Below are 14,646 nucleotides of genomic sequence, written 5' to 3' on the forward strand. Positions count from 1 at the left end.
AGTCGGCGCCGGCGCCCGGTGGAGGCGCGCTGGAGGCGCCATGGCCGGGCGGGGCGGTCGCCGCTAGCCTTCCGGGGGTGACGCTCGCGGTGCACAGCGTGGTGCGGCCGCTCCGATCCGTAATCCCCTGCGAAGGTGGAACGCGTGAAGGCTATCCGTCGATTCACCGTGCGCCCCGTCCTCCCCGAGACCCTCTCGCCGCTCGCCGACCTCGCGCGCAACCTGCGCTGGTCCTGGCACGCCGAGACCCGTGAACTCTTCCAATCCGTCGATCCCGAGGGCTGGCAAGCCGCCGGCGGGGATCCCGTCAGGCTGCTCGGCGCCGTGTCCGCCGCGCGGATCGCCGAGCTCGCCGGGGACCGGCGGTTCCTGCGGCGGCTCGCCGTCGCCGCCGCCGACCTCGATGACTACGTCCACGGCGGGAGGTGGTACCAGAGCCACGAGGCGGCCGCGGAGCTGCCCGCCGGCATCGCCTACTTCTCGCCCGAGTTCGGGATCACCGCCGCCCTGCCCCAGTACTCCGGCGGGCTCGGGATCCTCGCCGGGGACCACCTCAAGGCCGCCAGCGACCTCGGCGTCCCCCTCATCGGCGTCGGACTCCTCTACCGGCACGGGTACTTCCGCCAGTCCCTCTCCCGGGACGGCTGGCAGCAGGAGCACTATCCGGTGCTCGACCCCAACGAACTGCCCCTCTCGCTGGTGCGCGAGGAGGACGGGACACCCGCGCGGGTGTCTCTGAGCCTGCCCGGCGGCCGGGCCCTGCACGCGCATGTCTGGCAGGCCCGCGTCGGCCGGGTGCCGCTGCTGCTCCTCGACTCCGACGTCGAGGACAACGACGCCGTCGCCCGCGAGGTGACCGACCGGCTGTACGGGGGAGGCAGCGACCACCGGCTCCTGCAGGAGATGCTCCTCGGCATCGGCGGGGTCCGGGCGGTGCGCGCCTACTGCCGGATCACCGGGCATCCCGGCCCCGAGGTCTTCCACACCAACGAGGGCCACGCCGGGTTCCTGGGACTCGAGCGCATAAGGGAACTGGAGGGACGGCAGGGACTCGGCTTCGACGCCGCCGTCGAAGCCGTCCGGGCCGGCACCGTGTTCACCACGCACACCCCCGTCCCCGCCGGCATCGACCGCTTCGACCGGGCCCTGGTCGCCCGCCACTTCGGCGACGGCGGCGAACTGGCCGGCGTACCCGTCGACCGGATCCTGGCCCTCGGCGCCGAGACCTACCCCGGCGGCGACCCCGGGGTGTTCAACATGGCCGTGATGGGCCTGCGCCTCGCCCAGCGGGCCAACGGGGTCTCCACCCTGCACGGCGCCGTCAGCCGCGAGATGTTCGCCGGGCTGTGGCCGGGCTTCGACCCCGCCGACGTGCCCATCACCTCGGTGACCAACGGCGTGCACGCCCCGACCTGGGTGGCGCCCGAAGTCGTGAGGCTCGGCGCGAAGCAGATCGGCGCCGGCCGCACCGAGGACGCGCTCTCCGTCGGCGGCTCGCAGCGCTGGGACGCCGTCGCCGACATCCCCGACCAGGACGTCTGGGACCTGCGCCGGGTGCTCCGGGAGCAGCTCGTACAAGAGGTACGGGACCGCCTGCGCGCCTCCTGGCGCCAGCGCGGGGCCGCCGCCGCCGAGCTGGGCTGGGTGGACTCCGTACTCGACCCGGACGTGCTGACCATCGGGTTCGCCCGCCGGGTGCCGTCCTACAAGCGGCTCACGCTGATGCTGCGCGACCCCGACCGGCTGCGCCGCCTGCTGCTGGACCCGGACCGGCCCGTGCAGATCGTCGTCGCGGGCAAGGCGCACCCGGCCGACGACGGCGGCAAGCGGCTCGTCCAGGAACTGGTGAGGTTCGCGGACGACCCCCGCGTGCGCCACCGGATCGTGTTCCTGCCCGACTACGGCATGGCCATGGCCCAGAAGCTCTACCCGGGCTGCGACGTCTGGCTGAACAACCCGCTGCGCCCGCTGGAGGCCTGCGGCACCAGCGGGATGAAGGCGGCGCTCAACGGCTGCCTCAACCTGTCCGTCCTGGACGGCTGGTGGGACGAATGGTTCGAGCCGGACTTCGGCTGGGCCATCCCGACCGCCGACGGACTCGGCGCGGACGAGGACCGCCGCGACGACCTGGAGGCGAACGCCCTCTACGACCTGATCGAGGGCCGGGTCGCCCCCCGGTTCTACGACCGGGCCGGACAGGCCGGACTCCCCGTGCGGTGGATCGAGATGGTCCGGCGCACCCTCGTCTCCCTGGGGCCCAAGGTGCTCGCGGGGCGCATGGTGCGGGAGTACGTGGAGCGGCTCTACGCTCCGGCCGCGCACTCCCACCGCGCCCTGACCCCGGACGCGGCGCGGGACCTCGCCTGGTGGAAGGGGCGCGTCCGCGCGGCCTGGCCGCAGCTCACCGTCGAACACGTGGAGGCCCTGACCGCGGGCCCGGTCGGCGGCACCGCCGAACTCGGGGCCACCCTCACCCTGCGCGTGCAGGTCTCCCTCGACGCCCTGGCCCCCGAGGACGTCGAGGTACAGGCCGTCGCGGGCAGGGTCGACGCGCAGGACGTCATCCGGGACGGGCGGGCCTTCCCGCTCAAGCCCGCCGGCGGACCCGACCTGGAGGGCCGCTGGCTGTACGAGGGCCCGCTCGCCCTCGACCGTACGGGACCCTTCGGCTACACCGTACGGATCATGCCGGCGCACCCGCTGCTGGCGACCCCGGCCGAACTGGGCCTGGTCGCAAGCCCCGCCACGGGCACGGGCACGGACACGGGAGGCGGCGTCGTACTGCGCTGACGGCCCCGGCCGTTCAGGGGGCGGGCGGCGGATCCACCAGCCGCCCGTCCTCCACCAGCATCCCGGCCCGCTTGACGCGGCGCAGCGCCGGGATCACCTCCACCTGCCCCACACCGTCCACCGCGCCGATCCGCTCGGTCAGCCGGGCGGGCGGGACGGAGAGCACGACCGTCGCCTCCGCCTCGTAGCCGAAGAGCGACGCCGGTCACCCGGCGGGTCCGCGGCAGCTTCTCCAGCAGCAGGGCGTCCCGGTCCTGGCGGGTACGGGCCCGGGTCATGCAGTGGATCTCGGTACCGCCCGAGCCCAGGGTCACCCACGCGATGTCCGGGCGGCGGGCGAGCGCCTCGGCCACCGGGAGCGCGGCGTCGGGGGCGCACCGCACCCGCAGCCAGGACTCGAACAGTCCGACGCGGCTCCCCAGCGGCAGCCCGACGACCCGGATCAGGCCGGTGGTCCGCAGCCGCCGGCAGCGCCGTACGACGGTCTGGTCGCAGACCTCCAGCACCTCGGCCGGATGGCTGAAGGGAGCCCGGCCGTCGATCGTGCCCCCTGCCCCCGGGCCCCCTGCCCACCGTCGTTCCATCCCTGCCCTGCCCCGCCCCTGCCCTCGGACATCTCCAGGAGTAACCCATGCGCAAATGGCTGCCGTTGACGGCGGTGTGTCTCGGAGCCTTCATGCTCCTGGTCGACGTTACGATCGTGACCGTCGCCCTGCCCGACATGGCCCCCGACATGCGCACCGGCTTCTCCGGGCTCCAGTGGGTGATGGACGGCTACGCCCTCGCCCTGGCCGCCCTGCTGCTCGGCGCCGGATCGCTCGCCGACCGGATCGGCCGGCGCCGCGTCTACCTCGGCGGGCTCGCCCTCTTCGCCGCCGCCTCGCTCGCCTGCGGCCTGGCCCAGGGCCCCGCCGCGCTGATCGCCTTCCGCGCGGTCCAGGGCGTCGGCGGCGCCGCGATGTTCGCCACCACCATGGCCCTGCTCAGCTCCACCTACCAGGGCCGCGACCGGGGCGTCGCCTTCGGCGTCTGGGGCGCGGTCAACGGAGCGGCCGCCGCGGCCGGTCCCCTCCTCGGCGGGCTGCTCACCGAGCAGTTCGGCTGGCGCTGGATCTTCTTCGTCAACCTCCCGGTCTGCGCCCTCGCCGTGTACGTCACCCTCAAGGCCGTCACCGAGTCCCGCGACCCGCACGCCAAGGGCCTGGACCTGCCCGGCATGGCCACCTTCACCGCCGGCGCCGCGACCGTCACCTACGCCCTCATCCGCGGCGGCGAGAACGGCTGGACCTCCGCCGGCACCCTCGGCCTGTTCGCCCTGGGCGCGGCCTCCTTCGCCGCCTTCGTCCTCGTCGAACTGCGCGGCTCCCGGCCGATGCTGGACCTCTCGCTCTTCCGTAGTCCGGTCTTCCTCGCCGTGATGACCGCCTCGCTGCTGATGTCCGGCGCCGCCTTCGGGTACCTGATGTACGTCTCCCTGTGGCTGCAGACCGCCGAGGGCATGGGCCCGGTCGGCGCCGGACTGGCCCTGGCGCCGATGAGCCTGGCCGGCTTCCTCGTCTCCGCGGCCTCCGGCAAGCTCCTGCACGGGGCTTCGCACCGGATCACCATCGGCGGCGGGCTGCTCCTCATCGCGGCCGGCGCGCTGCTCCAGGGCTGGATGCTGGACGCGGGCGACGGCTGGACGGCGCTGGTGCCGGGCCTGGCCGTCGCCGGTGTGGGCGTCGGACTGATCTCCCCGGCCCTGGCCGCCGCCGCGATGGGCGCCGTGCCCCCGGCCCGGGCGGGCATGGCGGGCGGTGCGCTGAACACCGCGCGACAGCTCGGCATGGCCCTGGGCATCGCGGTGCTCGGCGCGGTGTTCCACGCCGGGCTGGCCGACGGCCTCGCCGGCTCCGGGCAGCCGCACGGCACGGCCACGGCGCTGGCCGGAGGCGGGGCGGCGCGGCTGCTGGACACCGTTCCGGGGGCCGGGTCCTGGGTGGAGGCGGCCTTCGCGAGCGGGCTGCGCGACACCTTCTGGGTCGCGGGGGCGATGGGGCTGGTGGGGGCGCTGATCCTGGTGGTGCTGGTCCGTCGGCCGGCCGCCACCGCTGCGGCGGGCCCCGCGGTGCCGGGTCAGGTGCCGGGTCCGGTGCCGGTCCCGGGTCCGGTACCGGGCCAGGCCGCCGGCCCAGTCGCCGGCCCGGTCGCCCGGCCCGGTGACCGCGCCGCCCTCTGAGTCACCGTCCGAGCTCCGTGCGGGCCGCCCCGGCGGGTCCACGGGGCTGCGCGCGAGGCCTCGTAGACCACCTCGTGCGACCCGGATCCCCCGCGGATCCGGGTCGCACGGGTGTGCGGAGACCGGGGGACCGTGAGGGTGAACCTTCGAACGGACTGCCGTGAAGAATCGTTTCTGCGAGGGGGGCCGCTCCTACGCTGCCCGCGGATGCCCACCGGACCCGGCATCCGAGAACGCGAGAAACGGATTCCCCCCATGCGTCTTCGCACCACCGCCACCGCGCTCGTCGGCGCCCTCATGATGGTCCTGCCGACCGCCGGGCTCTCGTACGCCAACGACCACGACGACCGCGAGCGCCTCGGCACCCTCCACTACCGCTACACCGACCAGGACGGCGACCGCCGCCACGGGCAGATCCGCCCGGGGGACAACGACACCTGCTACCGGCTGACCCACACCAGCGAGAACCGGCCGGCCTTCGAGGTGACGAACGAGACCGAATCCCTCGCGGTGGTCTACAGCAACCGCAGCTGTGGCGGGGTCCCGGAGGCGGAGCTGGAGCCGGGCGAGCGGCTGCGGAACACGGCCGTGGCATCGGTGTACTTCAAGCCCGTCGACGAAGACCACCACCACGGCGGCCGCCACGACTGGCGCGACGAGGACGACCACGAAGGCCGCGGCGATGGCCGCGGCGATGGCCGCGGTGACGGCCGCGACGACTGGCGCGACGACGAGGACCGCGCCATCGGCGGGCGCGCCGCAGCGGCGGACGGCTCCACGCCGGACATCCTCGACCGGATCTTCCGCTCCGTCGGCTGATCCGCTCCCCCGGCCGACCGGCCCCTTCGGCTGATCCCCGGCCGGTGAGCCGGAAGGCCCGGCACCCCGCTCGGGGGTGCCGGGCCCTTCTCGCGCCGTGTTCCCCGGCTGCCTCAGCCGGCCGGACGCCGGTCCGCGCCCGCCGCGAGCCAGTGCACCACGTCCGCGGCCGTGTAGGGCTCGGCGTTCGGGGCGAGCTCCGGGAGGAATGACAGGTCCTTGCCGATCGTCACCAGCGGGGGTTCCACCCGGCCGTGCGGCCGCCGCTGGGCCAGTCCGATCGTGGCCAGCAGGCCGTTGCACAGGCACTGGCGGCCCTTGGTGTCGGAGGCCTCGCCGCCCTTGCGGACGTACGCGGCCACGGGCTCGGCCGCGCACCGGTAGACCAGACCGCGCGGACCCCGTACGGGGGTGCGCAGGAACCCGAGGTCGCAGACCCGGCGCCGGGCCTCGGACACCTCAGGCTCGGAGACCGTCCCCGGCAGGTCCGCCACCTTGAACGGGAAGGACGTCGGGGAGGCCTCGGGGTCGTTGCGGACCGAGAGGGTGCCGGTGTGGGCCCGGTCCAGCAGCTCCTCGCGCAGGTGGCGGGCCATCCCCGACTCCTCGCACAGGGCGAACGCGCTGCCGATCTGGACCCCGGCCGCGCCCTCGGCGAGCGCCCGGGCCACGGCCTCGGGGGCGGCCTGGCCGCCGGCGAGCCAGAACGGCAGCCCGAGCGCCGCCATCTTGGCGAGGTCGGGGCTGTCGCGCGGGCCGTAGACCGGCTCGCCGTCCTCGTCCAGCTTCATCGGCCCGCGCGGCGGGGCGCTGTGGCCGCCGGCCTGGCTGGTCTCGATCACGAAGCCGTCGGGGCGGGTGATCTCGTCCCGGGCCAGGTAGGTGGCCAGGACCGGGAGCGAGACGATGGCCAGCACGTGGGGGCGGCGCAGCGCGCCGGGCAGGTGTCCGGCGAGCAGGGCGGCGGGGTCGAAGAGGTGCTCGAGGGGCTCCTCATCGCCCTCCACGTGGATCTTGCTCACGCAGCGTTCGTAGCGCGCCAGCCTCGAGGCGAGGGCAGGGATCTGACCGGGGACTCCCGCGCCCACGAGCACGTAGTCGACACCTGCCAGGATCGCGCCGAACATTGCGGGGGCCGTGGCGAGCTGGATCTTCTCCAGGTAGTTGATGCCGATGACACCGTCATGTCCCTCCTTGGCGAGCCAGACCTCGACGAAGTTGCCGAGGACGGTGAGGATCTCGGCCTGCGACCCGCCCGTCGCCCGCAGTCGCGGGGTGGTGCGCATCGCCGCGCCGTCCGCGAGGCCTTCCTCGCGGAAGTAGAGGTCGAGGGCGGACTGGGCCAGCTCCGGCAGCGGGAAGGCCGCCAGGGCCCGGCGGGCGTGGCCGCCGGGGTCGCCGGTCTGCAGCACGCGGGCCAGTACGACGTCCAGGGCCGTCCCGGAGACCACGCCCAGCTGGCCCTCGCCGGAGACGGCTTTGGCCAGCCGCCAGCCGGAGACGCCGACGCCCATGCCGCCCTGGATCAGCCAGGGATGCTGCGCGGCGGGGGCGGTCGTGGGGGTCTGCGGCATGGGTCACGTCCTCGGAATCACCCGAACCTACGGTTCCGTAGGTTCGCTGAATTCCACTATGACCCCGCGGTCGCCCGCCGGATGGCGCCGAAGGTCCCGGCCCTCAGGGGCGCCGGACCTTGTCCGGCGGGGGCTTTCGGAAAGAGGGGTGGGAGGAGCGGCGCAGGGGGAATGGAACAGGGCCGCCCGGGGAGGTCTTCTCCCGGGCGGCCCCGTGGTCTAACGGTTCAGCTCTGGTTCACGGACGGCCCCGGTGGGGGTCAGAAGGTGAGCTTCCAGCTGTCGATCTTGCCGGTGTCGATGTTCGCGTTGTCGTTGACACGCAGCTTCCAGACGCCCTGGGCAACCTCGGAGGAGGCGTTGACCGTGACGGCCTTGATGATGTTGTCCGCACTGCCGCCGGTGCGGTTGTGCAGGTTGTACAGGGTGCCGTCGGGGGCGACGAGGTCGACCTTCAGGTCACCGATGTAGGTGTGGAGGATGTTGAGGTCCACCTTGAGGGTGCTCGGGGCGTTGCCCGTGCGGTTCACGGTGATCGGGGAGTCGACCGTCGAGTTGTCGGCGATCGCGTAGTCGGTGGTGTTCTCGAAGACGTTCGGCTGTGTGGCGCCGACCGTCCAGGTGAACGCCGCCGTCCCGGTCTGGTTCGCCGAGTCGGTCACCGTGATGGTCACGTTGGACGTGCCCGCCGTGGAGGCCGTACCCGAGATCAGGCCGTTGGAGGCGTTGATCGACAGCCCGGCCGGCAGGCCGGTCGCCGCGTAGCTCAGGGCACCCGCGTTGGTGCTGGTGGCCTGGATCTGGAGGCTGACGGCGCTGCCCGTGACGGTTGTCTGGTTGCCCGGGTTGGTGACCGTGACGCCGTTGACGATGCGCGGACCGACGTTGACGGCGGCCCAGGCGTTCGCGGCGTTGTTGTACGTGGTCGAACCAGCGCCGTACAGGTCGGCGGCGGCCTGCAGGGTGGCGGTACGGGCGGCCGCGTAGTTGGTGTTCGACCTGAACAGATTGGTGGTCAGGGCGCGGAACCAGATCTTGGACGCGGCGTCACGGCCGATCGCGGTGACCGGGAGGCCGTCGGAGGTCGGCGAGTCGTAGCTCACGCCGTTGACGACCTTGGCGCCCGAGCCCTCGGAGGCCAGGTAGTACCAGTGGTTGGCCGGGCCCGAGGAGTAGTGGACGTCGATCGAGCCGATGCCCGAGTACCAGGCGTCCTTCGACGATCCGTCCTTGCTCGGCTTGTCCATGTAGCGCAGCGGGGTGCCGTTGCCGCGGATGTCGATCTTCTCGCCGACCAGGTAGTCGCCGACGTCCTGCGGGTTGGCGGCGTAGAACTCGACCGCCGCCGCGAAGATGTCGGAGGTGGCCTCGTTCAGACCGCCCGGCTCGCCGCTGTACGTCATGTTGCCGGTGACCGAGGTCAGGCCGTGCGTCATCTCGTGCGCGGCCACGTCGGTGGAGGTGAGCGGCTTGGCGTTGCCGTCACCGTCTCCGTACGTCATGCAGAAGCAGGAGTCGTCCCAGAAGGCGTTCACGTAGTTGTTGCCGTAGTGGACCCGGCTGTACGGGGAGACCCCGTCGTTGCGCAGGCCGTTGCGGCCGTGGACGTTCTTGAAGTAGTCCCACGTCACCTGCGCGCCGTAGTGGGCGTCGGCGGCGGCCGTCTCCAGGTTGGCCGGCAGGCCGTTGCCCCAGATGTCGTCCGGGCCGGAGAAGAGGGTGCCGGTGCCGGAGGTGGCCCGGTTCAGGTTGTTGGTCTTGTGGCCGCCGCGGGTGGCGTCGTTCAGCGTGAAGTTGCTGCCCGACTGCGAGGTGCCGACCGTCACCTGGCCGCTGTACATGGTGTTGCCGGTGCCGTTCTTGACGGCCTGCCACTCGGTGATCTTCGCGCCGGTCTTGGCGTTGGTCACCACGTGCAGCTCGCTGGGCGTGCCGTCGTGCTGGAGGCCGCCGACGACGGTCTCGAAGGCGAGGACCGGAGCGCCCTCGGCCGCCCAGATCACCTTGCGGGCGCCCTTGGTGGCCTTGACGTCCTTGGAGCCCTCGGCGTTGGCGGCGGAGACCGCCTGGCCCTCGGCGGCGGACGGCGCGACGGTGGCGGTGGTGTCCACCTTCAGGTCGTGGTTCGTCGCCTTGGTGACCCGCTTGGTGACGCCGCCCTTGGCGTGGACGGTCAGGTCACCGCCGAGCACCGGTATGCCGTCGTAGGTCCGCTCGTACGAGGTGTGGGTGGTGCCGTCCACATCCTTGACCACGTCGCGGACGATGAGCTTCTCGCCGCTGCCGAGGCTGAGCGCCTTGGCCGCCTGCGCGGTGGTGGAGTTGGCCTCGGCCAGGAGCGTCGCACGCTCCGAAGCACTGAGTTTGAGATTGGCCGCGCCCGGGTTGGCCTGGGCGACCGATCCGGCCTGCGACGCGGTGGCGTCGGCGGTGGCGGATCCGGTCTGGATGCCTACGGCGAGGAGAGCGGCCGCGGCAACAAGCGCGCCGGCCGTGGTGGCACGCCGCTGGGGGGTGGGACTCAACGCAGACTCCTTCTGCAAGGGGGGTTCCGGATGGCTGGGTGGGCCTCCGGGCAGATCGGGCTGGTGCGATGAACGGTCGAAGAGTGCCACCTGAGCGCTGTGATGTCAGGGCCGCGTCAAAAGGTTGGCCTGAAATCGTTCGTTGTCCGAAGAGACGTATCCGGTATGCGGAACATTCACTTGGGGATGAGAAAGGGGTGTCCCGCATCCGGAATGAGGACCCCCGCCCGCTAACGCTTGGGCAACAAGATGTCCGGTTCCCGGAAACGGCATTTACCGTACGGGTGTTTGTCGTACTGTTTCCCGGTGCGTCTGATGTCCACTGCCCGGGGAAGCCGCGGACCAGCGCCACTGTCATAGACCACGTGCCAGGGGGGCCCATGAGGCATGTCCATATACCTGTGCAAAGAGTGGCCGAAGCGGCCCGGGCGTCGGCCATGCCGGCCCGGGGCCTCGGCGACAAGGCCCGCTGGTACCTGCCCGCCGCGGTCGCGGCGGACCTGATCGGCGCGGGAGTCCCCGTCGGCCTGGTCTTCGAGGCTGCCCAGCAGGCCCGGCCCCTCTTCTGCGCTCTCGGTGCGGCCCTGGCCTGGACCGGCGTACAGCTGATGCGCCGGCGCTACGCGGGCCGCGCGCTCGGCGAATCCCGGGGAGTCCTGCCGGTCGTGCACGACTGGCTGATTCTGATCGGCGTACTCGCCGTGGCCCGCGTGGTCACGGGTGAGAACACCCCCCGGCTGGGCGCCCTCGGCGCCCTCGTACCCGCCCTGCTCGTCACCGTCGCCTGCCACAAGCTGACCTACCGCCACCTCTCCGCCGCCCGGCGCGAGGCCCAGGCGGTGAGCCGGGTGCTGGTCGTCGGCGAGCCCGACTCCGCCGAGTCCGTCATCGGACACCTCGCCGCGCGCACCGACCACCCGTACGTGGTGGTCGGCGTGGTCCCGGTGGGGCCCGGCACGATGGACAGCGGGGTACCCGTGGCCGCGCGGCTCGGCTCCGCGACGGCGCCGTCCCCGAACGGGGACTCCGCCGCCGTGCTCGGCGCCGTCGCCGCCCACCGCGCCGACCTGGTGCTCGTCGCACCGGGGGCCCGGCTCGCGGGGGAGCGGCTGCGCCGGATCTCCTGGGCCCTGCACGACGCCGGGCTCGAACTGGCGGTCTTCCCCGGCCTGGTGGAGGTCTCCGTCAAGCGGCTGGAGACCCTGTCCGCGGGCGGCCTGGCCGTGCTGCGGGTCGCGCCGCCGGTGAGCCGGGGCGTGCAGCCCCTGCTGAAGTCGGTACTGGACCGGGCGGGCGCGGCGGTCGGCCTGGTGTTGCTGTCGCCGGCCTTCCTCGCGATGGTCCTGGCGATCCGCTTCGGGTCGCGCGGCCCCGCCTTCTACCGGCAGCGGCGCATCGGCCGCGACGGTGTCCCCTTCGTCATGTGGAAGTTCCGCACGATGGTCGTGGACGCCGATGCGCGCAAGGCCGAGCTGTCCGGGGCCAACGAGAACGACGGCCTGATGTTCAAGATGCGCCGAGACCCCCGGGTGACCCGCGTGGGCCGGCTGCTGCGCCGCACGTCCATGGACGAACTGCCCCAGCTGATCAATGTGGTGGCGGGCAACATGTCACTGGTCGGCCCGCGCCCGCCGCTGCCGGAGGAGGTGGCCGAGTACGACGAGGTCGAACTGCGCCGGCTCGCGGTGCGGCCCGGGATGACCGGGCTGTGGCAGATCAGCGGGCGGTCCGACCTCTCGTGGGACGAGACCATCCAGCTCGACCTGCAGTACGTGGACAACTGGTCGTTCACCAGCGACGTCGACTTGATGGGCCGCACGCTCCGCGCCGTGGTCGACGGTCGCGGAGCGTACTGAGACACCGGGGCCCCTCGCTTTGGGATCAGCTCTGCCCGCGGGTCTGCTCGCCGCTCTGCTCGCGCCACCAGGCGTACGTGGCGGCGATGCCCTCGCGCAGCGGGACCGCGGGCTTCCAGCCGAGGGCGCGCAGCCGGGTCACGTCCAGCAGCTTGCGGGGCGTGCCGTCGGGCTTGGAGGTGTCCCAGGCGAGCCTGCCGCGGAAGCCGGTCACCTCGGCGACGGTCTCCGCGAGGGCCCTGATGGTCAGGTCCTCGCCGCAGCCGATGTTCACCGGCTCGGCGCCGTCGTACTCGCGCAGCAGCACCGCGCAGGCGGCGGCCAGGTCGTCCACGTGCAGGAACTCCCGGCGGGGCGTCCCCGATCCCCACAGCGTGACCTCGCCCCGCCCCTCGGCCGCGGCCTCGTGGAAGCGGCGGATGAGGGCGGGCAGGACGTGCGAGGACTCCAGGTCGAAGTTGTCGCCCGGGCCGTAGAGGTTCGTGGGCATGGCCGAGATGTACGAGGCCCCGTACTGCTTGCGGTACGACTGGACCTGGACGATGCCGGCGATCTTCGCCAGGGCGTACGCCTCGTTCGTCGGCTCCAGCGGGCCGGTCAGCAGGGCGTCCTCGCTGATGGGCTGCGGGGCCAGCTTGGGGTAGATGCAGGAGGAGCCGAGGAACAGCAGCCGGCCGACCTCCGCGGCGTGCGCCCCGGCGACGACGCTCAGCTGGATCTTGAGGTTGTCCTCCAGGAACTGCACCGGGAACGTGCTGTTGGCCATGATCCCGCCGACCTTGGCGGCGGCCAGGACGACGGCGTCGGGCCGTGCGTCCCGCAGGTACGCCGCGGTCGCGGCGGCGTCGCGCAGATCGAGGTCGGCGCGGCCGCGGGTGAGCACCTCGTACCCGTCGGCGGTGAGCCGGCGGACGACCGCGGACCCCACGAGGCCGCGGTGACCGGCGACGAAGACGCGGGCGTTCGGGGGCAGGAACGGCGAACTTGTCATACCGCCGATGATGCCAGTCCGCTGTCCGCGGTTTTACGGGGGAGCCCCGGCCCGCACCCGGCGCCCGGGCCGCCCGGCCCCGGGATCCACCCCGGGCCCGCCCCGGACCGCCCGTCTGAGCCCGGCCTCGCACTGCCCGCCTGGGTCCGGCCCCGGGCCGTGCTTTCGGGCCTGGCCTCGGGCTGCCCGTCTGGGCCCGGCCCGGGGCCGTGCTTCCGGGGGCCTTCCGGGGCCGGGGCAGGGTGGATTCGGGTCGGTTCAGGCCAGTCCGGTACATACCGCCCCGCAAGGGGGCGAGGGGGCCCGATCCGGCGGGAGGGGCTCCGGGCGCAGCGTGTACGGTACCCATCCGGTACCCGTCTCCAGCCCCCTGGCGGCGGACCCGCGCAGCATCCCGGGCCCGGCCCCACTCCGCATCCGGCGGCCGGCCCGAACACCGGGGGCGCGGCCCCGAGCCGCACTCCGGGACCTGGTCCCGAGCCGCGCTCTCGGGCGCGGTCCCGGCCCCGGACCAGGGATCCGGTTCCGAGCCGTGTTTTGGGGCGCGGTCCCGGCCCCGGACCGGGGCCTGGTTCCGAGCCGCGCTCCGGGGCGCGGTCCCGGCCCGGACCCGGGGCCTGGACCCGGCCCGGACCCGGGGCATGGTTCCGCGCCGCACGCGGTGCACGGCACCGACCCGCATGACGAGGCGTGACCCCGAGTCAGATCCGGGGTCGGGCCCCGAGCCGTACCCGGGGCGCCGCCCCGAGCCACATCCGGGGCGCCGCCCCGGACCGAACAGCTTCGGCCCGTACTCCGGGGCGCAGCCACGACCGCACCGTAACGATCCCCAGGGGGACCCAATGGGCAAGACCGCGCTGATCACCGGCGTCACCGGGCAGGACGGCTCGTACCTCGCAGAGCTGCTGCTCTCCAAGGGCTACACGGTGCACGGGCTCGTGCGGCGGTCCTCCAGCTTCAACACGGAGCGGATCGACCACATCTACCAGGACCCGCAGACGGCGAACCGTTCCCTCGTACTGCATCACGCAGACCTCTCCGACGGCGTCGCCCTGGTGAACCTGCTCCGCGACATACGTCCCGACGAGGTCTACAACCTCGGCGCCCAGTCGCACGTCCGCGTCTCCTTCGACGCCCCGCTCTACACCGGCGACGTGACCGGCCTCGGCGCCCTGCGCCTGCTGGAGGCGATCCGGGCCAGCGGCGTGGACACCCGCATCTACCAGGCCTCCTCCTCGGAGATGTTCGGCGCCACCCCGCCCCCGCAGAACGAGGCCACCCCGTTCCACCCGCGCAGCCCGTACGGCGCCGCGAAGGTGTTCGCGTACTGGACGACGGTGAACTACCGCGAGGCGTACGGGATGTTCGCCGTCAACGGGATCCTCTTCAACCACGAGTCCCCGCGCCGCGGCGAGACCTTCGTGACCCGCAAGATCACCCGCGCGGTCGCCCGGATCAAGGCGGGCCTGCAGGAGAAGCTCTACCTCGGCAACCTCGACGCCGTCCGCGACTGGGGCTACGCCCCGGAGTACGTGGACGCCATGTGGCGGATGCTCCAGCAGGACGAGGCCACCGACTACGTCGTGGCCACCGGCGTCGCCGCCACCGTGCGCGAGTTCGTCGAGGCCTCCTTCACGCACGCCGGTCTCGACTGGAACGAGCACGTTCGCTACGACCCCAAGTACGAGCGCCCCAGCGAGGTCGACGCCCTGATCGGCGACGCCTCCAAGGCCCATGACCTGCTCGGCTGGAAGCCGACGGTCCTGGTGGCCGAACTGGCCAGGATCATGGTGGATTCCGATATCCGGCAGGTCGAGGACCAACTGGCGGGCGCCGGCGTCCGCATCGACCGCTGAGGCCATATATTTCGCCT

At 73.0% G+C, this 14,646-nt stretch carries 9 protein-coding genes; 5 read left to right on the plus strand and 4 right to left on the minus strand.

Annotated elements, in window-relative coordinates:
* The first annotated feature begins 144 nt into the window (after nt 1-144).
* The gene (gene glgP / locus MTF69_RS20035) at nt 145-2,790 is read left to right on the plus strand and encodes an alpha-glucan family phosphorylase (protein ID WP_243336289.1); all 2,646 of its coding nucleotides are present in this window, start codon (nt 145-147) and stop codon (nt 2,788-2,790) included.
* 13 nt (nt 2,791-2,803) lie between these two features.
* Here the strand turns inward: glgP and MTF69_RS20040 are convergent, their stop codons facing one another.
* On the minus strand, nt 2,804-2,956 hold the full coding sequence (locus MTF69_RS20040; RefSeq protein WP_243336385.1) for a hypothetical protein: 153 nt from the start codon (nt 2,954-2,956) through the stop codon (nt 2,804-2,806).
* A gap of 465 nt (nt 2,957-3,421) precedes the next feature.
* Here MTF69_RS20040 and MTF69_RS20050 point away from each other — a divergent pair, with 465 nt between their 5' ends.
* Complete coding sequence (locus MTF69_RS20050; protein WP_279345987.1) at nt 3,422-5,008, plus strand: DHA2 family efflux MFS transporter permease subunit; 1,587 nt, start codon at nt 3,422-3,424, stop codon at nt 5,006-5,008.
* 255 nt (nt 5,009-5,263) lie between these two features.
* Nucleotides 5,264-5,827: a hypothetical protein gene (locus tag MTF69_RS20055; protein ID WP_243336290.1), complete on the plus strand. Its 564-nt coding sequence runs from the start codon at nt 5,264-5,266 to the stop codon at nt 5,825-5,827.
* 113 nt (nt 5,828-5,940) lie between these two features.
* Here the strand turns inward: MTF69_RS20055 and MTF69_RS20060 are convergent, their stop codons facing one another.
* Complete coding sequence (locus MTF69_RS20060) at nt 5,941-7,401, minus strand: nitronate monooxygenase (RefSeq protein WP_243336291.1); 1,461 nt, start codon at nt 7,399-7,401, stop codon at nt 5,941-5,943.
* A 260-nt stretch (nt 7,402-7,661) separates the two neighbouring features.
* A complete protein-coding gene (locus MTF69_RS20065; protein ID WP_243336292.1) occupies nt 7,662-9,926 on the minus strand; it encodes a M4 family metallopeptidase in 2,265 nt (754 codons plus the stop codon).
* 380 nt (nt 9,927-10,306) lie between these two features.
* On the opposite strand from MTF69_RS20065, the gene MTF69_RS20070 reads away from it, so the two are divergent.
* Nucleotides 10,307-11,782 (plus strand): sugar transferase, encoded by a 1,476-nt coding sequence (locus MTF69_RS20070; RefSeq protein WP_374323405.1) that lies wholly within the window; start codon nt 10,307-10,309, stop codon nt 11,780-11,782.
* A gap of 25 nt (nt 11,783-11,807) precedes the next feature.
* Here the strand turns inward: MTF69_RS20070 and MTF69_RS20075 are convergent, their stop codons facing one another.
* Entirely contained in the window at nt 11,808-12,773 is a 966-nt protein-coding gene (locus MTF69_RS20075) for a GDP-L-fucose synthase (protein WP_243336294.1), read from the minus strand.
* Nucleotides 12,774-13,615: 842 nt separating this feature from the next.
* Between MTF69_RS20075 and gmd the strand changes: the two genes are divergently transcribed.
* Nucleotides 13,616-14,629 carry a GDP-mannose 4,6-dehydratase gene (gene gmd / locus MTF69_RS20080; RefSeq protein WP_243336295.1) on the plus strand — a complete coding sequence of 338 codons (1,014 nt, stop codon included), beginning with the start codon at nt 13,616-13,618 and terminating at the stop codon, nt 14,627-14,629.
* The last annotated feature ends 17 nt before the right edge of the window (nt 14,630-14,646 follow it).

Source organism: Streptomyces sp. AP-93 (genome assembly GCF_022808175.1).
Lineage (GTDB): Bacteria > Actinomycetota > Actinomycetes > Streptomycetales > Streptomycetaceae > Streptomyces.